Raw genomic sequence first — 25,958 nt, 5'->3', positions numbered from 1 at the left:
GGCCCGGCCGGCTCGCGTTCGGCAACTGACTTCTGGAGCGGGTGGGTGCTACAGCAGGTGGGTGCTAGAGAAGATGGGTACGGCCCCACCCGCGGGCGAGCCGGCGGACGGCGAACACCGCGGCCACGGCGCCGAGCGCGAGCAGGATGACGGCCGGCCAGAGCATGCCGCCGGCCTCACCGGCGAGAGCGGACTGCAGCATCTCCAGGGCCCAGTAGCCGGGCGAGGCATGTGCCGCGGCCTGCGCCCACCCCGGCATGATCGCGATCGGCACCAGCGCGCCGCCCAGCGAGGAGACGACCAGCGCGCTGACATCCGAGATGACGCCGAGCTCCCCGAGACTGCGGGCGACCGTGGCCAGCGCGGTACCCAGGGCGAGCAGTGTGAAGGCCCACAGCAGCACCGCGAGCAACAGCAGGCCGGGCGCGGGTGGGAAGCCCAGGCCGATCACCGCGCAGCCGTAGACGAGCAGGAACACCTGCTGCACGACCATCAGCAGGTACACCGGGATCGTCTTGCCCAGCAGCAGTTCCGTGGTCGAGGCCCGGGTGACCCGGAGCCGGTCCCAGGTCTTCCACTGCCGCTCCGACAGGATCGAGTTGCCGGCGATGGCCACCGCGAACACCGAGAACATCACCAGCAGGCCGGTGACCACCTGGGCCTCGCCGCGGTCGACCACCCGGACGTAGATCGGCTTGAGCACCAGCATCAGGATCATCGGCATGACCAGGTAGCTGATGAACTGGCCGGGGTCGCGCCGCCGGATCAGCAGGTTGTGCCGGACCAGCGCGCCCACCCGGTACGCGGACTCGCGGAACCCCTGCGCTGCAGGGGATCCGGTCCGCACCGGTTCACGCGACGCGATTGCTGACATCGTCCACCGCCAGGGATCGGTACAGGTCGTCCAGGGAAGGCTGTCGGACCTCGACCGCGGTGACCGCGCGGTCGGTCGAGGAGAGCAGCGAGATCAGCGTCTGGGTGGGCGCCGTCGTGGAGATGGCGACGTCCTCACCCTCGTCCTCGAAGGCAAGCCGGACCTCGCCGGGCAGGCCGAGGACGAGCTCGTCGTAGGTGCCGCGGGCGATGATCCGGCCGTGCTGCGCCACCGCGATGGTGGCCCGCAGCTCGACCAGCTCGGGCAGGTAGTGCGTGGTGTAGACGACGGCGGCGCCGGCCTCCGCGCGGGCGCGCACGACGTCGAGCATCGCCTGCCGGGTCTGCAGATCGGCGCCGGCGGTGGGCTCGTCGAGCATCAGCAGGCGCGGGTGGTGGATCAGCGCGGTGGCCGCCTGCACCCGTCGCTGCTGCCCGCCGGAGAGCACGCCGCTGCGCCGGTCCATGATCTCGGCGAGGCGCAGTGAGTCGCACATCTCCTCGATCGCCGCGGACAGGGCCGCCCGCCGCAGTCCGGCCAGCCGGCCGAAGAGCTGCAGGTGCTCGCGCACCGTCACCGACGGGTAGAGGCCGAGATGCTGTGGGGTGACGCCGACCTCGCCACGGGCGCGGGCCGGCGGGAGTCCGCAGATGCTCACCGAGCCGGAGTCCTGGGCCACCAAGCCGGTGACGATCTCCACGAAAGTGGTTTTGCCGGCGCCGTTGTGGCCGACCAGGCCGACGATCTCGCCTGGATGCGCGGACAGCGTGAACCCGTCCAGTGCGTGCACCTCGCCGTAGCTCTTGCGCACCTCGACCGCTTCGAGCATCGCCCTGCGCACCACCTCTCGGCAGACCCGGAACCGGGACGACGTCGAGGATGTGGCCCGCCGTCCCGCGCCGTCCGGCGGTGGTGGTGGGCCGGTCCCGGACCGGGTGTCCCGCTGATCACGTTCTGCCGGAACGATATCGGCCGCCGGGCCCGCGGGAGCTTGCAGGAAGTGGCCGGACTGTAGGTGCCAGCGGACGTGCCGGGCTCCCGGGAGTGTCCTTTTCGGCGAGCGGTCCTCCGGGACCTGTGCTGTGGTGCCGTACGCGAGTGTCGTTGCGCCGTCGGGTGATCCTCGACCCGAACGGCCCATCCGTCGCTCGTTCCCGCGGCGTAGCATCACGGTGCAGGCCGGCCCGGAGCCCCGGGCCGACGGGGGAGGACGCACACCGGCGGCCACCGTCCCGGTCCCGACGCGAAGAAGCAGGATGCGGCCATGACGGATCAGCAGGACCTCCGGATCTCCGACGCCGACCGGAAGCTCGCGGCCGACCGGCTGCGGGCCGCGGTGGACGAGGGTCGCCTCGACCTGTTCGAGTACGACAGCCGCCTCAACCGTGCGTACACCTCCCGGACCTATGGCGAACTCGACGCCGTGATGGCGGATCTGCCCCTCGCCGCTCCGGTGGTACCGGCGCCGCGGCCTGCGGATCCGGCGCCGGTGACGGTCACGCGGCCCCGGCCCGCGCGAGCCGGCATGCCGACCGCGCTGCGGGTGCTCTGGATCATCTGGGGCGCGATCATGGCCGTCAACCTGGTGGTCTGGGTGCTGGTCAGTCTCGGGTCCGGATTCACCTACTTCTGGCCGATGTGGCTGCTCGTGCCCGGCGCGATCCTCGCCGCCGTCACCGCCGGCGTCCGCCGCTGAACGTGCCGGCCGGCGTCCGCCGCTGAACCTGCCGGCCGGCGTCCGCTGCTGAACCTCCCGGCCGATGCCGGCGGGCCGACCTCCCGGGCCGATGTCCTGTCTGGTCGTCCCGGCCGGCCCTTCCGGCAGGCCGGCGTCGGAGTGGGCGGGCCGGACATCCTGTCCTGCAGGGGAACCCGTGCCGCGTCGGCGGTCCCACATCCGATCCGCTGCACTCCTGCAGCCCCGATCTTCTGATGGTGTGGGGGCGATCCGGGCGGTGGCGCCCGGAGCCGGTCAGACCGTGACGTCCGAGCGGCCCGGTGACGGTGTGTCCGCCGGATCCACGGGACCGTCCGCCGCCGGCGCTCCGGTCATGGCGCCGGCAGCGGCCACACCTGTTGTTGCGTCGGTGCTCCCGCTGTCCTGCGGCGCGCCACGCGCCGGCTCCGGTGCGTCGTCGGCGGCCGACTCGTGGCCCAGACCCTTGCTGCGGGCGAGGAATCCGGGTGCCCACCAGTTCGCCGCGCCGAGCAGCTTCATGGTGGCCGGCACCAGGACCAACCGCACCAGGGTCGCGTCGATGATCAGCGCGACGAGGATGCCGACACCGATCATCTTCAGGAACGTGATGCCGGACAACGAGAATGCGCCGACCACCACACAGAGCAGCGCCGCGGCGGCGGTGATGATGCGGCCGGTCTGCTGGACGCCGAGCGAGACGGAGGTCGCGTTGTCGTGGCCGTTGTCGCGGTTCTCCCGGATCCGGGACAGCAGGAAGACCTCGTAGTCCATCGAGAGGCCGAACAGGATGGCCACCATCAGGACCGGTTGACTGGCCTCCACGTAACCGGTGGGTGTGAAGTTCAGGAAGCCCGACAGGTGTCCGTCCTGGAAGATCCAGGTGACCACACCGAAGGACGCGCCGATCGAGACGACGTTCATCACGATCGCCTTGATCGGCACCAGGACGGAGCGGAAGGCGAAGGCGAGGAACAGGAAGGTCAGCACACCGACCAGCAGGGCCATCCAGGGCAGCCGCTGGGCGATGCTGTCCAACTGGTCCAGGACGCTCGCGCTGGTCCCGCCGACCAACAGGGTCGTCCCGTCCGGCGGTGGCAGGTCGCGGATCCCGGCGACCACGTCCCGGGCTTGGACGGAGCTGGCCTCACCGGTGTAGCCGGACCGGATCAGGAACGACGTGCCCTGCTGCGCGGTGATCGTCACCTCCTGCGCCCCCGGCACGGTGCCCACCTGTGCCGCGAAGGCCTGCGCCTGCTGCTCCGTCGCACCGCCGAGGTAGATGTTGATCGGTTGTGACGTGGTGCCCGCGGGGAAGTCTGTCGCGAGTTCCTCTGCCGCGACCAGACTTTCGGTTCCCGGTGGCAGCATTCGCTCGTCGATGCCGCCGAACTGGACACGCAGGAACGGCAGAGCGAGCACCACCAGCACGACCACCACCGAGATCGCGCAGAGCGCGGGGCGGCGCATGACCGCCTCGGCGAAGCGTGCCCAGCGTCGGTGGTCCGGTGGCGGCACCGTTCCCGCGGCGACGGCTGCGCGCCTCCGCTTCACCCAGGGCAGCGGCGCGGCGTCGACCTTGCTGCCGAGCATCGCCAGGACCGCGGGCAGCACCGTCAGGCTGGTGATCATCGCGACCAGGACGGCGGCGGCGCCGCCGAAGCCCATGGAGCGCAACAGCACCTGCGGGAAGATCAGCAGACTGCACAGGGACAGTCCGACCAGCAGACCGGAGACCAGCACGGTGCGGCCGGCTCCGGCCATCGTCCTGGCCACCGCCTCCTCGGTGGTCCGGCCACGGGCCAGTTCCTCCCGGAAGCGGCTGACCACGAAGAGTCCGTAGTCCACGGCCAGACCGAGACCGAGGATCGTGATGATGTTGATCGAGAAGATCGACACGTCGGTGAAGGAGGTGATCACCCGGACCACGGTGAACGCGCCGAGGATCGCGACGGTGCCGATCACCAGTGGCATGCAGGCCGCGACCACGTTGCCGAACAACAGCAGCAACAGGATCAGCAGGATCGGCATCGAGATCATCTCGGCACGGGCGATGTCCGGGCCGACCCGGTCGTCGATGTCCAGGCTGACCGCCCGGGAGCCGCCCACGACCGTGGTGACACCCTCGGCGCTGCGCAGGGTGTCGCGCACCGTCTCGGCGGCGCTGTCCCGGGTTCCGGTGTCCAGCCGGACGGTGACGAAGGTGCCGCGGCCGTCGGTCGCCAGGAACGAGGGCGATCCGGTGGACCAGTAGTCGGCCACCGCGGCGACACCGGGCAGGGCAGTGACGTCGGCGATGGTCCGCTGCACGGCGCCGGCGAAAGCAGGGTCGTCGACCGCCATCGTGTCGCTGCTGTAGACCGCGACCAGATCGATGCTCTGGCGCCCGATCTCGCTGTTGATCAGGTTGGTGGCGGCGATCGACTCGCTGGTCGGGTCGGTGAGGTCGGCGTCCCCCTGGAGCTTGCCGAACGCGCCGGTGCCCCAGACCCCGGCGAACACGGTGAACACCGCGCCGATGATCACGATCGCCAACCGGTGGCGCGCCACGAAGAATCCCCAGCGTTCGAACACGGCCGCTCCTGTCCACTCCCGGTGCGCGGCGGCGCCGCGGACCGGTGGAACTGGTGCTGCGGGGTCCGCGACGTGCCGGCCTGGCACCTCTCATGCTCGTCCGCCGTTCCGCAGAACGGCACCCTGGAACATTGGCCGCTTGTTGCCAGCGTCGCAGGGGTGCTTTCCCCGGGTGTTCCCCCTTGTCAGCGGGGGTGGAGTGTGCATCGGAGCCGGTCGGCCGGGCCGCCGCGGCCGTGGCAGGCCAGGATGGGGACATGACGGACACGGAACCCGCGGGCCGGCTGCCCGAACTCCCCGACGACTTCGACTCGGTCCTGGTGGTGGTGGCGCACCCGGACGACGCCGAGTACGGCATCGGCGCGGCGGTCGCGAGGTGGACCCGCGAGGGGAAGAAGGTCGCCTACACGCTCGCCAGCCGCGGCGAGGCCGGCATCGCCGGGTTGCCACCGGAGGAGTCGGGACCGTTGCGCGAGCAGGAGCAACGGGCGGCCTGCACCGAGGTCGGTGTCTCGGCGCTGGAATTCCTCGACCATCCGGACGGCCGGATCGAACCGACGCTGCAGCTGCGGGCCGACATCGCCGGGGCGATCCGCCGCCACCGACCGCAGCTGGTCGTCACCCTCAACGCCGACGACACCTGGTTCGGACAGCACTGGAACTCCGCGGACCACCGCCACCTGGGCCGGTCGGTGCTGGACGCCGTCGCCGACGCCGGCAACGAGTGGATCTTCCGGGAGCTGACCGAGCCGCCGTGGGCCGGGGTGAAACGGGTCGGCATGCACGGCACCGCGCCGACGCACCGGGTGGCGGTCGACGACGAGGCGGTGCAGGCGGCCGTCCGGTCGCTGTCCCGGCACGCCCGCTACCTCGAGGCGCTGTCCGACGAGCCCGTCGCGGATCAGTCCCGGACCGTCGTCGAGCGGGCCTGCCCCGCCGACGACGACGGCCGCCGGTGGATCTCGCTGCGGATCATGGACTTCTGACCGAACAGGTCCGCCCGCCGAGGACCACCCTGCCGGGTTCAGTGCCCGCGGACCACCCAGTCGTCCAGGTGCGGCGCCTCGGCACCGATGGAGGTGTCGTCGCCGTGGCCGGTGTGCACGACGGTGTCGTCGGGAAGGCTGAGCAGCCGGCTGGAGATCGACTCGATGATGGTCGGGAAGTCGGAGAACGACCGTCCGGTGGCGCCGGGTCCGCCGTTGAAGAGGGTGTCCCCGGAGAACACGACGCCGAGCGCCGGGAAGCTGACGCAGACCGCGCCGGGGGAGTGGCCGGGGGTGTGCAGGACGGTGCCCTCGACGTCGGCCACCGCGATGACCTGGCCGTCGGTGAGGTCGGCGTCGGGGCGACGGTCCTGGTGCTTCATCCCCCACAGCGGTGCGTCCGCCGGGTGCAGCAGGATCGGAGCACCGGTGCGCGCCGCGAGCTCCGGGGCGGCATCGATGTGATCGTCGTGCCCGTGGGTGGACAGGATCGCGACCACCTTGCGATCCCCGATCGCCGCTGCGATGGCGTCGGCGTCGTGCGCCGCGTCGATCACCAGCACCTCGCTGTCGTCGCCGACCAGCCAGACGTTGTTGTCGACGTCCCAGGTGCCTCCGTCCAGGGAGAACGTTCCCGAGGTCACGACCTTCTCGACGCGTGCCGCCACTGCTGCTCCTTGCTGCTCGTCCGTGTCCACCAAAGTGGTGGCCCTGTGCGGAAGTGCTCCGGCACAGGGGTGTTCCTGCGTGTCGTCACCGGCTCACCGGCCGCCGCCCGGGCGTGGTGCGTCCCGCGGCAGTGCCCGAACCCTATCGGCCGGTGCCGCCCGCCCTTCCCCGCCGATCGGTCGGTGGGCCGCCGGGGCACCGCCTGGTCCGACCAGGAGTGAGACCCCGACGGCATTCCCGCCGATCGGTCGGTGGGCCGTCGAGCACCGCCTCGGCCCACCGGGACTGAGAATTCGAAGGCCTTCGCGGCCGTTCGATCGCGGATCGGGGGCCCGTCTCGCCGATCGGTCGTGAACCGGGCGCCCGCTCCGGCCGGTCGGTCCGGGCGGCCACTCCGGTCGGTCGACGGCATGCGGGACGATGCCCACCGGCAGCGGGCAACACCGTCCACGCAGTCCCGCTCACCGGTCGCGCGCCCGGCGGCCCCGGGTGATGCTGGTGCGGATCCGGCCTCCGACAAGCGGCCGGGGATGGGACGGATGCACATGGCCGCGTCGACCTGGTCGGCCTTCACGAAGGGGCTGGACCAGCATGATCTCGCCCTGATCCGGCACTACCGCGATGTCTGTCGGGCCCTGCCGGGCGCCGAGGAGCGGGTGCACACGTCGCAGGTGCAGTACGCCCGGAAGCGGATCTTCACCTCGGCCTACGTGAAGAGCCACTACCTGGAGATCGGCCTGGAACTGCTGCGAACGGCCGAACACCCGAAGCTGCGCACGTCGTTCGCCTCGTCGAAGAAGGTGACCATGCACCGGATCACCCTGCGTGAGCTCGACCAGTTCGACGATGCACTGGTCGACCTGCTGCGCGAGTCCTGCGAGACCGTCGGTCCTGGCCTCCGCTGAACCGCCGCCACCTGCGCGCCCGGTTGTCGCGTGGATCATCGACGTTCGCAGGTCGTCCGGGCGGGAAATGTGATCCGTGTGCAGGGAGTCGACGAGTTGCTCCATGCAGGCGCACTGCTCCCCGGCGGTGTCAGCAGGGCCGGCGTGTCAGCAGGGCCGGCGTGTCAGCAGGGCCGGCGTGTCAGCAGGGCCGGTGTGTCAGCAGAGAGGAACGGCGATGGTGTTGCGGGTCCCGCCGACCGGCGGTGAGAAGGAGAGTCTCCGGGTCGCGCTGCAGCGCAGCCGGGACGCCGTGCTCTGGAAGGTGTCTGGGCTGGACGAGGAGGCCGCCCGGCGGCCGATGACACCGTCCGGCACCTCGCTGCTCGGTCTGGTCAAACATCTCGCATCGGTCGAGTACGGCTGGTTCGTCGAGTCTTTCGGCGGGACCACGGAGGTCATGCCGTTCGACGAGACGGACCCGGACGCGGACATGAGGGCGAGGCCCGACGAGAGCACCGCCGACATCCTCGCGTTCCACGGCCGCGCGACCGCCGCGGCCGATGCCTCCATCGAGGCGCACGACCTCGACGATCTGGGCACGGCCTGGTTCGGGCAACAGGTGAGCCTGCGGTGGGTGCTGCTGCACATGATCCAGGAGACCGCGCGGCACGCCGGCCACATGGACATCCTGCGCGAGCTGATCGACGGCACCGTCGGAGACCATCGCCGCTGATCCAGGCGTCCTGGACCAGGGGGCCGGACTCTGATCGCGCGCGGCCCCTTGTCGGTCCGGACTCCTGTCGGGCCGGATTCTGATCGCGCTCGGCCCCATTGTCGGCCCGGCCCTTGTCGCCCGGCTCTGTGTCGCTCGGCTCTTTGTCGGCGCGGACCCTTGCCTGGCCGGGCCCTTGCCGCGGCCGGGCCCTTGCCGGGCCGGACCCTGGCCGGGGCCGGATTCTGATCCCGCTCGGCACCCTTCCTCGGCCAGACCCTTACCGGGTCGGATCCTGAACCCGCTCGGACCCTCGCCGGCCCCCTGCCGGGCCGGACCTTGCCGGGCCGGATTCTGATCCCGCTCGGCCGCCTTCCCGGGCCGGAACGTGGCCGGCCCGAACCGCAGCGCACCGGGCGCGCTCCGAGCTTCCTCTGGTTGCCCGTCGGCATCTATTGAACGCGATCGCGCACTGAAGTTCGGAACCACGTAGTATCCGACGGTATGACGGACAAAGAACTGGAGCACCGTCTTACTGCACTTGAGCGCAGGGTGTCGGACCTCGAGGCCGGGACGGTCGCGAGCGAGGACGCCGACGACTTCTGGGCGTTGCACGGTCTGGAGCAGCGCGTCGATCCGCGGGACGAGGGGACGGTCCTGTTCACGGGCGTCGTCCGCCCTGCTCCCGGCGAGCGCTACGTCTGGCAGCAGGGTGTGCCGGCAGGGTCGGGGTTCGATCATCCGGAACGGGCCGCCAGTGTGCTGTCCGCGCTCGGGCACCCGGTCCGCCTGGCGCTGCTGCAGGCAGCGCTCGCCGGGCACCGATCGACCGGCGTGCTCGCGGAGACGCCCGGACTTGCCACGACCGGTCAGTTGCACCACCACCTGCGGATCCTGGTCGCGGCCGGCTGGTTGGAGACCGCGATCCGAGGTCACTACTCGGTCCCGGCGACCCGGGTGGTCCCGCTACTGGTGGTGCTGGCGGCCGCGGCCGGCGCGCCGGCACCGGTCGGCGCCGACAACCGGGAGGCGGATCCGGGCGATGGTCATGTGCCCGAAGCCGGTCCGAGGGAGAACCGGCCGGGATTGATCGGGAACCACGAGAACCGGCCGGGAGCGAACCGGCCGGGAGGACCCGGGCCGGGATCCGACGCCACTGCGGAGGAGCGGCTGGGATGACCGGGGAGAGAACCATGCCGGACGGGGTCCCGGCGGTGCATCGTCTGCTCGCGCGCACCGGGGGCATCGCGGCTCCGGTCGGTGCCGTCCTGGTGGTCGCGGTCGCTGCGCTCGCGCTGTTCGGTCCGGATCCCGTGCCATCCGGAATCAGGGTCGTGACGCTGCCGGTGGCGGTGATCGGGGTGCTGCTGCTCGGGGCCGGAACCGTCTCCCTGTTCCTCAGGCCGACGCTGCGCCGGTCTCCGGTCCGGCTGGCGCCGCCGGTCACCGGCCGCTGGGTGGCGGTCAACTCGCCGGCGACGAAGGTGCCGAGCCATGGCACCCACGCCTACGGTCAGACCTTTGCGGTGGACCTGGTGCTGGATGATCCGGACTCCGGTCGGCGACGGCCGGAACACGGTGGCGCACAGGCCTTCCGCGCCCCCACCGATTACCCGGCGTTCGGTGTGCCGCTGCGCTCGCCGGTGGACGGGACGGTGGTCCGGGTCCGGGACTCGCAGCGCGACCACCGCGCACGGGCGAACGCGGCCGGGGTCGCCTACATGGTGCTCGACGGGTTGGTCCGGGAACTCGGCGGACCGGGTCGGGTCCTGGGTAACCACCTGGTGCTGCGCGCCGACACCGGCGAGTTCGTGCTGCTCGCCCATCTGCAACAGGGATCGGCCGAGGTCCGGGTCGGCGACCGGGTCGGGATCGGTGATCCGCTGGCCCGCTGCGGCAACACCGGCAACTCCAGCGAACCGCACCTGCACCTGCAGGTCATGGACCATCCGCGGCCGGGTCGCGCGGTGGGGTTGCCGATGACCTTCCGCGGTGAGGGCGCGGCTCCGGACCGGGTGCCTGCCGACAACGAGGCGATGACCGTCTGAGTCCTGGGTCCGTCCGGTATCGCACCGACCCCGGTCCGCCGTTGGTGCCCCAACGGCCGGTCGGTCTTCGATCTCCGTCCGGGTTGTGCGATCCCGGGGCTCGACAACCGGTCAGGTTCCTGCCCCGGTCGCCCAGCATCGGAACCTGCCCGAGCCGGCCCCGCGGGTCGGTCAACTGCGGCCGGCGGGATGGGTGAGTGCCCGGAGTTCCTCCAGCACCCCACGCTGGATGTCCCCGATCGACCGCTGCTCGCCGTCGGCCAGCCACTGGCGGAAGGAAATGCCGAAGACCGTCATCCCTGACTCGGCGGCCAGCGTGGCCTGCGGCTCCGGGACGCCTCGGCGGCGGAGGGCCTCGGCCAGCGATGCCGCGACCGCGGTCAGCTTGAGCAGTTCGCGCTCCTGGAGCCCGGGATGCGCGTCGATGATCGTCTGCCGGAGCCGGGAGTGGGGGCGGCGTTCGTCGGGGAAGAACTCCTCGGCAGCGCCCAGCGCGGACGCGACCATGTCCATCGGCGCGGCGTCGGGGGCGGCGGCGATGCCGTCGACGAACAGCTGCTCGAAGAGTTCCTGTCCGCCGAAGATCACCTCACGCTTGTCGGCGAAGTGTCGGAAGAAGGTGCGTTCGGTCAGGCCGACCGCCTGGGCGATGTCCGCCGCGGTCGTCGCCTCGTACCCGCGCGTCGCGTACAGCTGGAGAGCCGCCTCCATCAGCCGTTCCCGTGCACCGGGTTCCCACCTGCCCACGGTCCCGATCGTAGAACGATCTGCGCAGGGATGACAGCCGCTGACATGAGGCGTACGGTGATGTCAGTCGCTGATATCAGTGACTGACATCGCGGACAGGCCGGACGCTCGTTGCTCCGTTCGGCCACGAGAAGGGAAGTCCCATGCGCGTTTTCATCACCGGTGCCTCCGGGTGGATCGGTTCCGCCGCCGTCGACGAACTGCTGGCCCACGGCTACGACGTCACCGGCCTGGCCCGGTCGGATGCCTCTGCGGCCGCGCTCGCCGCGAAGGGCGCCGCGGTGCTGCGGGGTGATCTGGACGACCTCGACGGGCTCCGCGCCGGGGCCGAGGGTGCGGAGGCGGTCCTGCACCTGGCGAACAAGCACGACTGGGCGAACATGGCGGAATCGAACCGGGCCGAGCGGGCCGCGGTGCAGACGATGCTCGACACGCTGGCCGGCAGCGGCCGCAAGTTCCTGCTGGCCGCGGGCGTGGCCGGGCTGGCGCCGGGTCGCCCGGCCACCGAGCAGGACCGGTCGTCGGCAGTCGGACCTGACTCGCCCCGGGGCGGTACCGAGAACCTGGCGCTGGACTATCTGGAGAAGGACGTCGCGTCGATCGGTCTCCGGTTCTCGCCGACCACGCACGGCACCGGTGACCACGGGTTCATCGCCGCCGTTGTCGCTGCGGCACAGCGCACCGGCACCTCGGCCCACGTCGGCGACGGCGGCAACGCCTGGGCCGCGGTGCACGTCAGTGATGCAGCGCGGATGATCCGGCTGGGACTGGAGAAGGCGCCGGCCGGCAGCCTGCTGCACGCCGTCGGCGAGACGGCCGTGCCGACCAGGGACATCGCCGCGGCCATCGGCGCCGGGCTCGGACTTTCGGTGAGCTCGGTCGACGCTGACGACGCGATCGACCACTTCGGGTTCATCGGCGCGTTCTTCCGGATGGACCTGCGGGCCACCGCCGACGCCACCCGCGAGCTGCTCGGCTGGTCGCCCACGGGGCCGACGCTGCTCGAGGACATCGCCGCCGGCGCCTACTTCCCCGTCTGGTCCCGCTCCTCGAGCACCGCTGCGGGCGGGCACGCATGGCGTGCCCGCCCGTACGGCGTCACCGGGGTCCCCGCCCCGACCACCCGCCCCGTTACCGCGGTGATCAACTTCGCCTGCGCGCACGAACTGGTTGACTGCTGCCCCATCCGTCACATTTCCGGCGATTTCTCACGTGTGGACGAAGTTGATCACCGTGGGGGCCGGGGGGTCGAGCGCGCCGCCCGAGGACGGACGTGATCTGGACGGAGAGTGTCCGGCCGAACTCACTCCAAGGCTCCGGTCGATGCTCACGCCCGGGCCGGGCCGGGCCGGGCTGAGCTGAGCGCTGACCGATTGTTCGACCGCCGGCCGTCGCGATGATCAACTTCGCCTGCGCGTACGAACTGGTTGACAGCTGCACCACCAGTCACATTTCCGGCGATTTCTCACGTGTCGACGAAGTTGATCATCGCGGGAGTCGGGGGTGGGTGCAGCGGTGGACGGTGGAGCGGCGGGTCAGCCGAGGCGTTGGGAGATGCCGTCGAAGTGGGCGGCGACGGCGCGGGCCATGTGGTCGCGGTCGGCGGCGTCGATCGCGGCGAGGATGTCAGCGTGCCAGCCGGCGATGACCTCGGGGGTGGCGGAACCCTGGGGCAGTCGGTCGTCGAGGCGGTGGAAGACGGACCAGAAGACCTCGAGCAATTCCAGGATGAGCCCGTTGCCGATCGGTTCGTACAGCAGCCGGTGGAAGGTCCAGTCAGCAGAGGCCTCGTAATCGCCGTCCGCAGCGGCCCGTTCCATCCGCGACACCGCGGACCGCAGCGCCGGCATGTCCAGCTCGTCCCGCCGGGCGAGCACCTCCCCGGCCAGGCCCGACTCAAGCAACCGGCGCACCTGCAGGAGTTCCCGGGCCGCCAGCAGGTCCCCGTTGAGGGACAGTGCCGCCCGGAACTCCAGGCCCTCGCGCAATGCGGTGAGCGAGCCGATGCCGACGAAAGTGCCGGACCCGTGCCGGATGTCGACGATCCCGACGGCCTCCAGTGCCTTCATCGCCTCGCGCAGCGGGTGCCGGCTGACCCCGAACCGCTCCATCAGCACCTGCTCCGGCGGCATCGGCACCCCGGAGCTCAGCCGCTCGTCGAGGATGTACTCCCGGATGGCCCGCTGCAGCGCCTGTTGATTGGCCCGGGCCCCGGTCGTCCTGGTCGCCGTCATGCTCCGATCCTGCCCTCCTCCCGGTCCCTGGTGTGCCGGGGGTTGCCCTGCGCGCCGTCGAGCCCTACTCTCTGACATAGGACATCCTATGTCTCACCGGTTCGAAGCGCTCCGCCAGGGGTGCCCGGCTCGGGAATCCGCCGGACGTCCGAACGATGTGGTCACCGCGTCCGGCGGAGACGTGTCGAACGGGAAGCACCGCCCCTCGAAGGCCCTGGAAAGCACCGACAGGTGCACCGCAACCAGTTGCGGCACAACAACCGGCACCGCCACACGACCGGAGCCACCACCAGCACCACGACGACCAGCACCACGACGACCAGATGCACCGCCAGGTACATCCACGAGCAGTACCGGGTACTCCCCACCCGGATCGCCCGGCCACGGGCCGACCGGACGGGGCTGCACCCGGACCTCCACCCAACGCACGGCCGGCACGGGACCGGCCACACGAGAGGACGGAACATGGCAACGACGCCGTCGTCGGCACCGGGAGGTGCGACGTCCGCCGCGAGCGGGGTCGGCACCGCCCATTCCTTCGCCACACTGCGGCCCGACCAGAAGAAGGCCTTCGCGGCCGCCTGGCTGGGCTACCTGCTGGACGGGTTCGACTTCGTCCTGATCACCCTGGTGCTCACCGAGATCGCCGCCGAGTTCGAGCTGTCCACGATCCAGGCCGCGACACTGGTGTCCGCGGCCTTCGTGTCGCGCTGGCTCGGCGGCCTCGTGCTGGGCGCCATCGGCGACCACTACGGGCGCAAACCGGCGATGATCCTGTCGATCGTCGCCTACTCGGTGGGCAGCATCCTCTGCGGCTTCTCCTGGGGCTACTGGTCGCTGTTCATCTTCCGCGCGGTGGTCGGCATCGGCATGGCCGGTGAGTACGGTTCCAGCGCAACGTATGTCATGGAATCCTGGCCAAGCAAGATGCGCAACCGGGCGAGCGGCTTCCTGCTGTCCGCCTACCCGATCGGCACCGTGCTGGCCGCGCAGGTCTACCACCTGATCACCCCGCAGCTGAGCTGGCGGTGGCTGTTCTTCATCGGCATCATCCCGATCGCCCTGACCCTTTACCTGCGCCGGGCGCTGCCGGAGGCCGAGGAGTGGAAGGCCGAGGTCGGTGACAAACGTGAACGCGGCCAAGAGGTCTCGACCTCCACCGTGCTGTTCGCGCCGCACCGCCGGGTGCTCAACGGCGTGTTGACGGTGGTGCTCGCCGCCGCGTTGGTGCTGATCTTCTCCGGCAACGTGACCGGCTGGGTCAAGCTGCTGATGGTCGCGGTCGTGATCGCCTGCTTCGTAACGTTCGCGATCCAGCTGGCCGGCCGCAGTTGGGTGACGATGGTGGCGATCATGGGCACGGTGTTCTGTGCCTTCCTGTACTCCTGGCCGGTGCAGTCGCTGCTGCCGACCTACCTCAAGACCGGACTGGGCTACGACGCCGCGCAGGTCTCACTGGCCCTGACCTGGGCCGGCCTCGGGTACGCGGCCGGATCCTGTCTGTCCGGATGGTTGGGTGACAAGATCGGCACCCGCAAGGCGTACGTGACCGGGCTGGTGCTCTCGCTGCTCTTCGTCTTCCCGGTCTTCGCCCTGGACGGCAAGAACGTCGTGCTGCTGTGGCTGCTGCTGTTCCTGCTGCAGGCCACCAACCAGGGCATCTCCGGTCTGCTGCCGAAATTCATCGGCGACCACTTCCCGACCCGGATGCGCGCTGCGGGACTCGGGTTCTCCTACAACGTCGGCGCTCTCGGCGGCGCGGTGGCCCCGCTCGCCGGTGCGGCCCTGGCCGCATCGCTCGCCGGCAGCAGTGATCCGGCCACCGGGCTGGGCCGTGCCCTGATGATCCTGGCCGGCGGCGTCACCGTCGTGGTGGCCCTGATCATCGGCTTCAACATTCCGGCCCGCCTCGGCCGGCTCACCGGGACCGATTGGGAAGCACCCGCTTTCGACCGGACCGCACCCGGGGCCGACGCCGTCGAGGGCTCTCCCGGCGCCGCGACCGACACCCCCCGCCCGGCGACCGCCGGCGCACGAAAGGAACTCTGATGACCGTCCCCGCACTGTACGGGGTGATCCCCCCGCTGGTGACACCGCTCTCCGCCGACGGCAGTGTCGACGAGAAGGCGATGGCCGAGCTGGCCGAGAGTCAGCTGGCCGCCGGCGTCGACGGGCTGTTCGTCGGCGGGTCCTCCGGCGAGGTGGCGCTGCTCGACACCGAGCAGCTGACCGCTGCCGTGTCGGCCGCGGCCCGGGTGGCCGCCGGATCGGTGCCGGTGCTGGCCGGCAGCATCGAGACCGGCACCCGCCGGGTGATCGCCACCGCCCGTCAGGTCGTTGCCGCCGGGGCGGACGCGGTGGTCACCACCGCGCCGTTCTACATCGCCCCGCACGACGACGAGATCATCGGCCACTTCGCCGCTGTCGCCGCGGCGATCGACGCACCCGTGGTCGCCTACGACTACCCGGCCGGCACGGCCCAGCGGCTGCGGCCGCACGTGGTCGCCGAGCTGCACCGGCAGGGTTCGGTGATCGGGCTCAAGGACTCCAGCGGTGACCTGGTCACCTTCCGCGAGATCCTGCGACTGGTACCGGATCTGCCGGTGCTCACCGGCTCGGAGCTGCTGGCCGACACGGCGCTGTCGCTGGGTGCTGCCGGGCTGGTGCCGGGTCTGGGCAACGTCGATCCGGAGGGCTACGTGCGGCTGTACCGGGCGGCGAAGGACGGGCGCTGGGCCGATGCCGCGGCGGAGCAGGACCGGCTGGCGCGGCTCTTCCGCATCGTCTCGGTGGCCGACACCGGCCGGATCGGTTTCACCGCCGGCGCCCTCGGTGCGTTCAAGGCGGCGATGGTGCTGCGCGGGACCATCCCCGACGGCCGGGTGAACCCGCCGATGCTGCCGCTGCAGCAGGACGAGATCGATCGCATCGCCGGGCTGCTCGCCGACGCCGGACTCTGAGGCCACCTGCTGACCAACACTTCGGTCCCGCCACATCATGTGGCGGGGCCGACGTGTGTCCGTCAGGCAAGGTCAGACGTACTCGGGTGCGCTGAGCAGTAGCCACTCGGCGAGGTGCGCGGCGAAGGACGAGCGGACCAGGATCTTGACCAGGTCGTCGTCGGTACGCGCCGGGCCGTCGGCGAACACCACCACCGAGCACTGGGCGAGAACGGTCTGGGCGCAGGTGCTCTCGGGCAGCTTGTCCAGGTCGATCGCCAGGCCGTGGGCCAGCAGGTCCCGGGTCCGTGGGCCGGTCACCCGGATCATCGTCCGGGACGCCGACACGTCGGTCACCGACCCGGAGGCCCCGACAGCGGCGCGCAGCCGGTCCACCAGCTCCGGCCCGTGGCCGGGACCGGACAGCACCAGGAACTCGTCCGGCGCCAGGGCCAGCACCGCGTCGCTGCCGGCGTAGGTCACCGAACCGGTCGCGGCCGGCAACGTGGTGCCGAGTGCGGTATGCACCGCCTCGGCGGCCGGCGTGCCCCGGCGCACCCGCAGGTTCACCTGGGTGCCCAGCGGTGCCTCGCTGATCCGCACCCCGGCATCCGCTCGGCCATGGCACAGGCCGGCGAACCGGTCGGTCCACCCGGCCAGCGGCGAGACCGGCAGGTGCGCCGACGGTGTCACCGGACGCACTGCGGGTACCTCGACGGCGGGATCACCGTCGCGGCGGGCGCCGTCCGGGTCCACCAGCACCATCGAGGTCACCGTCACCGGTCGCGGCACGTCCCCGACCACCACCCACACGGTCTCGCCGATCAGGTCCCGCCCGCCCTTGCACAGTGCCAGCGCGAACGGCCGGCCGAGCGCCGCGGAGCGGTAGGACGAGGTGACGTGACCCAGCATCGGCACCGGCGGTGCGCCGAGCGCGGCGGTCCCGACGATCTGGGATCCCTCCGGCAGCAGCAGGTCCGGGTCCTCCGGCAGCAGCCCGACCAAGTGCTTGCGGTCGGCGCGGGAGTTGTCCGGCCGGGCGTGCGAGCGCTTGCCGATGTAGTCGGCCTTCTTCTTCGACACCACCCACGACATCCCCAGGTCCTGCGGGGTGATCGTACCGTCGGTGTCCTGACCGACGATGGGGAAACCCTTCTCGGCCCGCAGCACGTGCATGGTCTCGGTGCCGTAGGGGGTGAGTCCGATCGGCTCGCCGGCCGCCCAGGCGGCGTCCCAGAGTGCCGCCGCGTCGGACCATGCCACGTTGATCTCGAAGGCCAGCTCGCCGGAGAAGGAGATCCGCGCGACCCGGGCCGGCAGCCCGGCCACCTCGGTGTCCCGCCAGGCCATGAAGGGGAACGACTCCTGGGCCGCGTCGAGACCCGGGGCGAGCGCCCCGACCAGCGTGCGGGACAGCGGTCCCACCACCGCCATGGTCGCCCACTGCTCGGTGACCGAGGTGCACCACACCTGCATCGCAGGCCACTCCGTCTGGTGCCACTCCTCCATCCAGTCCAGGATCTTCGCGGCATTGCCGGTGGTGGTGGTGACGAGGAACCGGTGCTCGTCCAGCCGGAACACGGTGCCGTCGTCGATGACCATGCCGTCGACCCCGCACATCACCCCGTACCGGACCATGCCGACCTTCAGCGTCGACATCAGGTTGGTGTAGAGCAGGTCCAGGAAGGCGCCGGCGTCCGGCCCGGTGACCTCGATCTTGCCCAGGGTCGAACCGTCCATGAAGGCGACACCCGCACGGGCGGCGGCACATTCGCGCAGCACGGCGGCCTCGATGTCCTCGACCCCACCGCCCGGCAGTGTGGCCGGGTAGTACCAGGGGCGCTTCCACTGCCCGACGTTCTCGAACAGCGCGCCGCGCGCGACATGCCAGCCGTGCGCGCCGGTGGTGCGCACCGGGTCGAAGAGCTGCCCGCGCTCGCGCCCGGCCAGGGTGGCGAACGCGATCGGGGTGAACGGCGGCCGGAACGTGGTGGTGCCCAGCTCTCCCGGCTGCACGCCGAGCAGGTGCGCCACCACGCCCGTGGTCAGCACCCCGGAGGTCTTGCCCTGGTCGTGGGCGGTACCTGCGGTGGTGTACCGCTTGACGTGCTCGACGGACAGCAGGCCGGCGCCGGTGGCCCGGGCCAGGTCCGCCACGGTGACATCCCTTTGCAGGTCGACGAAGTGGGTGGTCATCCCGGCGACCGGGACGTCGGGCTCGTCCACCAGGTAGAGCCGGGCGGCGGGTTCCGGGTACTCCGATAGGCCGTCGTCCGGGGCAGCCAGGTCCGGCACCCCGGCGGGCACGAACTCGTGCCGCAGTGCGCCCGCGGTGCCGATCGCGGCCTCGGCGGCGGATGCGCCGGCCCGCTCGCCGTCGTCGACGATCTCGGCGGTGGTGCGCAGACCGGCCGCCGCGCCGGCGACGGTCAGCCGGTGGCGGCCGCCGCCCGCGGGGACGAAAGCACCTGCGGTGTCGGAGAACTCGAGCTTGCCGCCGGCCTGGGAGTACAGGTGCACGGCCGGGTTCCAACCACCGGAGACGGCCAGCACGTCGGCCGGTAGTTCGACGGCCGCGCCGCTGTGCGTCCGCACCCGGACCGCCACCAGTTCGCCGGCCTCGTCGGTCACCGTGCCGGTCACCACGGACCCGGCCAGCACGGTGCCGGTGGGCACCGGCGGCAGCGGCACGTCGGTCGACTGCTCCGGCGGCGTGCGGGGGTCCACCACGACCACCTGGGCGCCGGCGGCGAGCAGGTCCCCGGCCACCGGGTAGGCATCGTCGTGGGTGGTGAACAGCACCACTCGCTCGCCGGCGAGAACTCCGTAGCGGAGCAGGTACTCGCGGACGGCGCCGGCCAGCATCACCCCGGGTGCGTCGTTGCCGGCGAACACCACCGGACGTTCGTGGGCGCCGGTCGCCAGCACGACCTCGGCGGCCCGGATCCTGCGAACCCGCTCGCGGACCGGCGCGAGCGGCTCGGTGAACCGCTGGACCGCGATCAGGTAGTTGTCGTCGTAGTAGCCGGTGACGGTGGTCGACGGCAGGTACGTGACGTTCGGCAGGGCGCCGAGTGCGGCAGCCAGGCCCTCGGCCCAGGCGACACCCGCCTCGGTGAGCAGACTCCCGCCCGGCAGCGGGCGGTCGTCCAGCAACAGCACCCGGGCGCCGGTGCTCGCCGCGGCGACCGCCGCGGCCAGCCCGGCCGGGCCCGCGCCGATCACCGCGACCTCGCAGTGGTGGTGCACGGCGTCGTAGGTCGCCGGGTCCGGATCCTCCGCGAGCCGGCCCTGTCCCCAGATCGACGACGCGGCGAGGCCGTCGACGGCGGGCACCGTGGTGGCGGTGAGCATCGGTTCGGGGAAAGGCTTGTCGACCTGGACCAGGGCGGTGGACTCCTCCACCCCGGCGGAGGTGATGCCGCGCGGACGTCCGAGCATCACCGACCGGGCCACGGTCCGGATGCCCGAGGCGAGCAGCGCGGAGGCCAGGGTGTCGCCGGCATAGGCCTGCAGTGGGGTGCCGTCGAAGCTGACGTCCAGCGGCGTGGCGCGGTCGATGCGGCCGCCGGATGCGAGGCGGGAGGAGGTCATGCCGACACCCCGTCCCGGGAGTGCAGGTGCGGCCGTGGTTGTCCGGCCCGGTAGACGGCGAGGAACTCGTAGGTCACGGTGTCGCGCACGGCGTTGAACCACTGCCGGCAGCCGGCGGAGTGGCACCAGCGCTCGGCGAACGGTCCCTTGGTGTTGTCCCGGAAGAACAGGTACTGCGCCCACTCCTCGTCGGTCAACGACGCGCCGCCGTCGGCCGGATAGGCGACATGCGCCTGACCGCCGTAGTGGAACTCGTTCTCGTTGCGGGGCCCGCACTCCGGGCAGGGGATGAGCATCATGACGGGGTTCTCCTGGAACTTCCGGCCGACGGATGTCAGGGCGACTGGAGTGGCCTGGGTGCCGCTGCCGATCAGTGGGCCACGGCCGCGGCGCCGTGCTCGTCGACCAACCGGCCGGTGGTGAACCGGTCCAGCCCGAACTCGGCGGCGAGGTCGGGAACCTTTCCGGTGTCGAGCATCTCGGCCATCACGTTGCCGACGCCAGGGGTGGCCTTGAACCCGCCGGTGCCCCAGCCGCAGTTGACGAACAGGTTCTCGACCGGGGTGAGCCCCATGATCGCCGAGGCGTCCGGGGTGGTGTCGACGATGCCGCCCCAGGTGCGCAGCACGTGCGCGCGGGCGAAGACCGGGAAGAGTTCGACGGCGGCGGACATCTGGCGTTCGATCACGTGGAAGGCGCCGCGCTGGCCGTAGCCGTTGTAGGTGTCGACGCCGGCTCCCATCACCAGCTCGCCCTTGTGCGCCTGCGACACGTAGACGTGCACCGCGTTGGACATCACGACGGTCGGGTGCACCGGCTGCAGCAGCTCGGACACCAGGGCCTGCAACGGATGTGACTGCACCGGCAGCCGGAACCCGGCCATCCTCGCCAGCACCGCGGAGTGCCCGGCGCCGATCATCGCGACCCGGTCGGCGGTGATCGGGCCGCGCGAGGTCTGCACCCCGCGTACCGTGCCGTGCTCGACGTCGATCCCGGTGACCTCGCAGTTCTGGATGATGTCGATCCCGGCGGCGTCGGCCGACCGGGCGAAACCCCAGGCCACGTAGTCGTGCTTGGCGATGCCGCCGCGCGGCTGGTAGGTCCCGCCGAGCACCGGGTACCGGATGTCGGGGGAGATGTTGAGGATCGGGCAGATCTCCTGGGCGCCGGCCGCGTCCACCCACTCGGCGTCGACGCCGTTGAGCTTGTTGGCCTCCACCCGGCGGCGGGAGTCGCGGATGTCCTGCAGCGAGTGGTCCAGGTTCAGCACCCCGCGCTGGGAGAACAGGATCGGGTAGTCCAGGTCCTCGTCGAGCGACTCCCACAGCTTCATCGAGTGCTCGTAGATCGCCGCCGAGGCGTCCCACAGGTAGTTCGACCGGATGATCGTGGTGTTGCGGGCCATGTTCCCGCCGGCCAGCCAGCCCTTCTCGAGCACCGCGACGTCGGTGACGCCGCGGCGCGCGAGGTAGTGGGCGGTGGCCAGACCGTGACCGCCGCCGCCGATGATGACGACCTGGTAGTGCCGGCGCGGCTCCGGGTTCCGCCAGAGGAACTCGGGATGCTCGGGCAGGTCCGCACCGGGCGGGATGCCAGGGTCCAGCGGCGGGGTCACGGTTCTCCCATCGGGTTACAGGTTGGGGTAGAGCGGGCGGGAGGCGGCCAGGGCGGAGACGCGGGCGCGCAGCGAGGCGGCCAGGTCGGTGTCCAGCTCGCCGACCGGGGCGATCAGCGCGGCGGCGATGATGTCGGCGACCTCGGCGAAGTCGGCGGTGTCGAAGCCGCGGGTGGCCAGCGCCGGGGCGCCGATCCGCAGGCCGGAGGTGACCATCGGCGGGCGCGGGTCGAACGGCACGGCGTTGCGGTTCACCGTGATGCCGATGTCGTGCAGCCGGTCCTCGGCCTGCTTGCCGTCCAGCTCGGAGTCGCGCAGGTCGACCAGCACCAGGTGCACGTCGGTGCCGCCGGTGAGCACCTTGACGCCGGCGGCGGCGCAGTCGTCCTGCACCAGCCGGGCGGCCAGCGCCTGCGCGCCGTCGATCGTGCGCTGCGCGCGCTCGGTGAACTGCGGGTCCGCGGCCATCTTGAAGGCGACGGCCTTGGCGGCGATGACGTGCTCCAACGGGCCGCCCTGCTGGCCGGGGAACACCGCGGAGTTGATCTTCTTGGCCAGGTCGGCGTCGTTGGTGAGGATGACGCCGCCGCGCGGACCGCCCAGGGTCTTGTGCGTGGTGGTCGTGGTGACGTGCGCGTGCGGCACCGGCGACGGGTGCAGCCCGGCGGCCACCAGGCCGGCGAAGTGCGCCATGTCGACCATCAGGTAGGCGCCGACCTCGTCGGCGATCTCCCGGAATCGCGCGAAGTCCAACTGCCGCGGGTAGGCCGACCAGCCGGCGATGATCAGCTTGGGCCGGTGGGCGCGGGCCAGCCGGGCCACCTCCTCCATGTCGACGCGGTGGTCCTCCTTGGACACCTCGTACGCCGCCACGTCGTAGAGCAGGCCGGAGAAGTTGATCCGCATGCCGTGGGTGAGGTGGCCGCCGTGCGCCAGCGACAGGCCGAGGATGGTGTCGCCGGGCTTGATCAGCGCCTGCATCGCGGCGGCGTTCGCCTGGGCGCCGGAGTGCGGCTGGACGTTGGCGAACCCGGCACCGAACAGGCCCTTGATCCGCTCGATGGCCAGCCGCTCGATGACGTCGACGTTCTCGCAGCCACCGTAGTAGCGGCGGCCCGGGTAACCCTCGGCGTACTTGTTGGTCAGCACGCTGCCCTGCGCCTGCATCGCGGCGACCGCCGCGAAGTTCTCGCTGGCGATCATCTCCAGGGTGGACTGCTGGCGGTGCAGCTCGGCCGCGATGGCAGCCGCGACCTCGGGATCGGCCTGCTCCAGGGGTGCGTCCAGGCCCGGCCAGGTGGTCGTGTCGGTGGCTGCGGTCATGGGTGTCGTGTCTCCTGCGGGTCGTGCCCGCGGCCGCGGGCGATGACATGCGACGGCAGCAGCGCCGGTCGCACCGCGGACAACGGTAGTGACCCGGCGCCGGAACGACGAACCGGGACGGCCGCGCAGGTCAGGATCACAGGCGCAAGGTCCGGGGGCAGGGCGGTCAGCACCGGATCTTCTTCATCTCCGGGTCGAAGGCCGGCTCGGCGGTGACCACGGCGCGGTAACGCCGGTCGAACCAGCCCACCTCCACCTCGCTGCCGGGCACGGCGAGGGCAGTCGGCAGCCAGGCGTAGGCGAGCGGGACACCCAGCGTGTAGGAGTAGGCCGCGGAGGTCACGTAGCCGACCGCCGTGTCCGCAGTGCCGGCAGCACTCTCGGCGCTGACCGCATAGACCGGCTCGGAGCCGAGGACGATGTGGTCGGGGCCGTCGCCGCCGGCCGGCGACTCCAGGGTGAGCAGGCAGAGCCGGGACGTCGGCGCCGGCCGGGCTGCCAGGCCGGCCTTGCCGTGGAACTCCAGGTCGCCCTTGACCGCGAAGGACAGCCCGGACTCGTCCGGGCCGTGCTCGCCGGTCATGTCACCGCCGAAGGACCGGTAGCCCTTCTCGATGCGGAGCGCGTTGAACGCGCCGCGGCCGGCGGCGATGATGCCGTGCTCGGCGCCGGTCCGCATCAGCAGGTCCCACAGCGCCAGCCCCTGGTCGGCGGTGGTGTAGAGCTCCCAGCCCAGCTCGCCGACGTAGGACAGCCGCATCGCGGTGACCTTCACCGTGCCCAGGTAGCACTCCTTGGCGCGGAAGTACTTGAAGCCGGCGTGCGAGAAGTCCTCGCCGGTGAGCTGCTGGACGACCTCGCGGGCCTTCGGGCCCCAGATGCCGATGCAGCAGGTGCCGGCCGTGATGTCCCGGACCTGCACGGTGTCCGCCTGGTCGCTGCGGCGCAGTGCGCGCAGCAACCAGTCGAGGTCGATCGCGCCGTTGGCGCCGACCTGGTACCGCTCCGGCGCGAGCCGGGCGACGGTGACGTCGGACCGCACGCCGCCGTCGGCGTCGAGCATCAGGCAGTAGGTGACCGACCCGACCGACTTGTCGATCTTGCCGGTGACCATCGACTGCAGGAAGACGGTGGCCCCGGGACCGGTGACCTCCAGCCGCTTGAGCGCGGTCATGTCGTAGAGCGCCACGTCGGTGCGGGTGATGGAGGCCTCCGCGGCGATGACCGGGGACCAGAACTGCGCCGCCCAGTCGTCGGGGGAGGGCATGTGCCAGCCGGTGTTGCGGTCGGAGTCCAGCAGGCCGGCGTTCGCCTCGTACCAGTGCGGCCGCTCCCAGCCGTTGGCCTCCAGGAAGACCGCGCCGAGTTCCTGTTGCCGCGGGTAGAAGGGCGAGGTGCGCAGCGGCCGGGAGTGCTCCATCGGCTGCAGCGGGTGCAGGATGTCGTAGACCTCGACGAAGTTCTGGCAGTCCTTGGCCTCGATGTAGGCCGGCGCCAGCTGGTGCACCTCGAACCGGTTGAGGTCGCAGGAGTGCAGGTCGAACGTGGAGTGCCCGTCGACGATCCACTCGGCCATCGCCTTCGCGACGCCGGCGGAGTGGGTCACCCACACCGCCTCGGCGGTCCAGAACCCGTCCAGGGTGGCGTGCGGACCGAGCAGCGGCATGTTGTCGGTGGTGAACGAGAAGACACCGTTGAACGGGTTCGCGAGCTCGAGATGCCCGTCCGCGTCGAAGATCCCGGGCATGATCCGCCGGGTCTCCGCGATCGGGAACTCGAAGTCGGCGGGGGTGAACTCCAGCACCGAGGGTTGGCCGTGCAGGGAGTCCATGGAGTCGAAGTCGGACCAGGCCCGCAGCTCGTCCTGCCGGACGGGCATCGGCCGGTGCCGGTAGGAGCCGATGCCCATCCCGGTGCCGTTCTCCCGGTAGTACAGGTCGGCGTCCTGGTGACGCAGCACCGGGCGGACCGACTCGGTGGTGCGGCCGGCGAGCGGGGCGACCGGTCCGGTCCAGGCGAACTGGTGGGCGAGTGGCGTCAGCGCCAGCGTCTGGCCGACCAGGCCGGCCACCGTCGGACCCCAGATGCCGGCACAGCAGACGACGACATCGGCGTCCAGATCACCGTTGTCGGTGCGGACCCCGGTGACCTTGTCGCCGCTGGTGAGGATGTCGAGCACCTGGGTGCGGTCGCGTACGGTCGCACCGCGCTCGGTGGCGCGGGCCAGCTGGGCGGCGACGGCGCGGACGGCCTTGGCGATGCCGTCCTGCGGCACGAACAGCCCGCCGTGCACCGTCGACGGCTCGAGCAGGTCCCACATCGCGACGGTCTGCTCCGGGTCCAGCAGCTGTGCCCCGGGGACGCCCCACGACTGCGCAAATCCGAAGCGGCGCTGCAGTTCCCGGGCGCGCTCAGGGGTGGTGGCGATCTCCAGGCCGCCGACCGGCAGGTAGCAGGGATCGCCCTGCCAGGTCAGCGCGGAAAACTTCTCCACCGTGTAGCGGGCGAAGTCGCTCATCACCTTGGTGCCGTTGGTCTGGAAGACGACACCTGGTGCGTGCGAGGTGGATCCGCCGGCGGCGGGCAGCGGACCGGCTTCCAGCACGGTGATCTCGGTCCAGCCGCGCGCGGTCAGTTCGTCGGCCAGGCTGGCGCCGACGATCCCGGCGCCGATGATGACGACCTTGGGTCCCGTCATGGATACCTCCGCCGGATGTGCGCACTGGGGCTGGGATGCCGGTCTGTGCCTGATGTTTCGGGTGTGCGGTACTGCAGGGTTTTGGTGCTGTGGGTGATCGAGCTGCGGGGCACCCAGTTGCGAACTGTGCAACGCGATGCATCTGGTGCAACACCAGCCTAGGTGACCGGTGGTGGGTGTCAAGTGGTGGGGGCCGGATCACCGTGTGGCCGTTGGGGGTCCGTCGATGGGGGGTGGCGTCACGGTCCTCGATGCCGCGGCGTGGTGCGGACCGACAGCCGTGGTGCCGGGGTCCCGCCGTCGTGCCCCGGCGCCCCCGGCATCCGACGGGCGGTTCCGCCGAGGTCGCTCCGGGTGTCGTC

General features: G+C 71.3%; 19 protein-coding genes and 1 pseudogene. 9 read left to right on the top strand and 11 right to left on the bottom strand.

Annotated features, from left to right (window positions below; all coding sequences use genetic code 11):
- Positions 1-64 precede the first annotated feature (64 nt).
- Complete coding sequence (locus GIS00_RS15470) at positions 65-847, bottom strand: ABC transporter permease (protein ID WP_322098000.1); 783 nt, start codon at positions 845-847, stop codon at positions 65-67.
- A 4-nt stretch (positions 848-851) separates the two neighbouring features.
- Positions 852-1,703 carry an ABC transporter ATP-binding protein gene (locus GIS00_RS15465; protein WP_154769366.1) on the bottom strand — a complete coding sequence of 284 codons (852 nt, stop codon included), beginning with the start codon at positions 1,701-1,703 and terminating at the stop codon, positions 852-854.
- A 435-nt stretch (positions 1,704-2,138) separates the two neighbouring features.
- Here GIS00_RS15465 and GIS00_RS15460 point away from each other — a divergent pair, with 435 nt between their 5' ends.
- Positions 2,139-2,570 (top strand): DUF1707 SHOCT-like domain-containing protein, encoded by a 432-nt coding sequence (locus tag GIS00_RS15460; RefSeq protein ID WP_154769365.1) that lies wholly within the window; start codon positions 2,139-2,141, stop codon positions 2,568-2,570.
- A 276-nt stretch (positions 2,571-2,846) separates the two neighbouring features.
- Here the strand turns inward: GIS00_RS15460 and GIS00_RS15455 are convergent, their stop codons facing one another.
- Positions 2,847-5,144, bottom strand: coding sequence for an MMPL family transporter (locus GIS00_RS15455; protein ID WP_154769364.1), 2,298 nt, complete (start codon positions 5,142-5,144; stop codon positions 2,847-2,849).
- Positions 5,145-5,428: 284 nt separating this feature from the next.
- Between GIS00_RS15455 and GIS00_RS15450 the strand changes: the two genes are divergently transcribed.
- Positions 5,429-6,130: a PIG-L deacetylase family protein gene (locus GIS00_RS15450; protein WP_154769682.1), complete on the top strand. Its 702-nt coding sequence runs from the start codon at positions 5,429-5,431 to the stop codon at positions 6,128-6,130.
- A gap of 38 nt (positions 6,131-6,168) precedes the next feature.
- On the opposite strand, the gene GIS00_RS15445 is transcribed toward GIS00_RS15450, so the two are convergent.
- On the bottom strand, positions 6,169-6,798 hold the full coding sequence (locus tag GIS00_RS15445; RefSeq protein WP_322097999.1) for an MBL fold metallo-hydrolase: 630 nt from the start codon (positions 6,796-6,798) through the stop codon (positions 6,169-6,171).
- 546 nt (positions 6,799-7,344) lie between these two features.
- On the opposite strand from GIS00_RS15445, the gene GIS00_RS15440 reads away from it, so the two are divergent.
- The 4 genes from GIS00_RS15440 to GIS00_RS15425 all read left to right on the top strand — a co-directional run bounded on the left by GIS00_RS15440 (position 7,345) and on the right by GIS00_RS15425 (position 10,446).
- Positions 7,345-7,704 carry a DUF5655 domain-containing protein gene (locus tag GIS00_RS15440; RefSeq protein WP_154769362.1) on the top strand — a complete coding sequence of 120 codons (360 nt, stop codon included), beginning with the start codon at positions 7,345-7,347 and terminating at the stop codon, positions 7,702-7,704.
- A 217-nt stretch (positions 7,705-7,921) separates the two neighbouring features.
- Positions 7,922-8,419 carry a DinB family protein gene (locus GIS00_RS15435; protein WP_154769361.1) on the top strand — a complete coding sequence of 166 codons (498 nt, stop codon included), beginning with the start codon at positions 7,922-7,924 and terminating at the stop codon, positions 8,417-8,419.
- 531 nt (positions 8,420-8,950) lie between these two features.
- Positions 8,951-9,577: a helix-turn-helix domain-containing protein gene (locus GIS00_RS15430; RefSeq protein WP_322097998.1), complete on the top strand. Its 627-nt coding sequence runs from the start codon at positions 8,951-8,953 to the stop codon at positions 9,575-9,577.
- A complete protein-coding gene (locus GIS00_RS15425) occupies positions 9,574-10,446 on the top strand; it encodes a M23 family metallopeptidase (RefSeq protein WP_230313674.1) in 873 nt (290 codons plus the stop codon). Before GIS00_RS15430 ends, GIS00_RS15425 begins: the two co-directional genes overlap by 4 nt.
- Positions 10,447-10,617: 171 nt before the next feature.
- Here GIS00_RS15425 and GIS00_RS15420 read toward each other — a convergent pair whose 3' ends face one another.
- The gene (locus GIS00_RS15420) at positions 10,618-11,193 is read right to left on the bottom strand and encodes a TetR/AcrR family transcriptional regulator (protein ID WP_322097997.1); all 576 of its coding nucleotides are present in this window, start codon (positions 11,191-11,193) and stop codon (positions 10,618-10,620) included.
- A gap of 143 nt (positions 11,194-11,336) precedes the next feature.
- Here GIS00_RS15420 and GIS00_RS15415 point away from each other — a divergent pair.
- A pseudogene (locus GIS00_RS15415) lies at positions 11,337-12,221 on the top strand (NAD-dependent epimerase/dehydratase family protein); the annotation flags it as partial.
- Between the two features lie 507 nt (positions 12,222-12,728).
- Here the strand turns inward: GIS00_RS15415 and GIS00_RS15410 are convergent.
- Positions 12,729-13,427 (bottom strand): FadR/GntR family transcriptional regulator, encoded by a 699-nt coding sequence (locus tag GIS00_RS15410; RefSeq protein ID WP_154769358.1) that lies wholly within the window; start codon positions 13,425-13,427, stop codon positions 12,729-12,731.
- Between the two features lie 465 nt (positions 13,428-13,892).
- On the opposite strand from GIS00_RS15410, the gene GIS00_RS15405 reads away from it, so the two are divergent.
- Positions 13,893-15,476 carry a sialate:H+ symport family MFS transporter gene (locus GIS00_RS15405; RefSeq protein WP_154769357.1) on the top strand — a complete coding sequence of 528 codons (1,584 nt, stop codon included), beginning with the start codon at positions 13,893-13,895 and terminating at the stop codon, positions 15,474-15,476.
- Entirely contained in the window at positions 15,476-16,387 is a 912-nt protein-coding gene (locus GIS00_RS15400; protein ID WP_154769356.1) for a dihydrodipicolinate synthase family protein, read from the top strand. The genes GIS00_RS15405 and GIS00_RS15400 overlap by 1 nt, the downstream gene beginning before the upstream one ends.
- A gap of 72 nt (positions 16,388-16,459) precedes the next feature.
- On the opposite strand, the gene GIS00_RS15395 is transcribed toward GIS00_RS15400, so the two are convergent.
- The 5 genes from GIS00_RS15395 to GIS00_RS15375 all read right to left on the bottom strand — a co-directional run bounded on the left by GIS00_RS15395 (position 16,460) and on the right by GIS00_RS15375 (position 25,596).
- Positions 16,460-19,960: a 2Fe-2S iron-sulfur cluster-binding protein gene (locus GIS00_RS15395; protein ID WP_154769355.1), complete on the bottom strand. Its 3,501-nt coding sequence runs from the start codon at positions 19,958-19,960 to the stop codon at positions 16,460-16,462.
- Positions 19,957-20,259 (bottom strand): sarcosine oxidase subunit delta, encoded by a 303-nt coding sequence (locus GIS00_RS15390; RefSeq protein WP_154769354.1) that lies wholly within the window; start codon positions 20,257-20,259, stop codon positions 19,957-19,959. Before GIS00_RS15390 ends, GIS00_RS15395 begins: the two co-directional genes overlap by 4 nt.
- A gap of 71 nt (positions 20,260-20,330) precedes the next feature.
- Positions 20,331-21,575: a sarcosine oxidase subunit beta family protein gene (locus GIS00_RS15385; protein ID WP_322097996.1), complete on the bottom strand. Its 1,245-nt coding sequence runs from the start codon at positions 21,573-21,575 to the stop codon at positions 20,331-20,333.
- Between the two features lie 15 nt (positions 21,576-21,590).
- Entirely contained in the window at positions 21,591-22,898 is a 1,308-nt protein-coding gene (gene glyA / locus GIS00_RS15380; RefSeq protein ID WP_154769353.1) for a serine hydroxymethyltransferase, read from the bottom strand.
- A 166-nt stretch (positions 22,899-23,064) separates the two neighbouring features.
- Positions 23,065-25,596, bottom strand: a complete 2,532-nt coding sequence (locus tag GIS00_RS15375) for a GcvT family protein (protein WP_154769352.1) — start codon at positions 25,594-25,596, stop codon at positions 23,065-23,067.
- Positions 25,597-25,958: the final 362 nt, after the last annotated feature.

Origin of the sequence: Nakamurella alba (genome assembly GCF_009707545.1) — a bacterium.
Lineage (GTDB): Bacteria > Actinomycetota > Actinomycetes > Mycobacteriales > Nakamurellaceae > Nakamurella > Nakamurella alba.
This window is presented reverse-complemented; position numbering and strand designations above follow the sequence as displayed.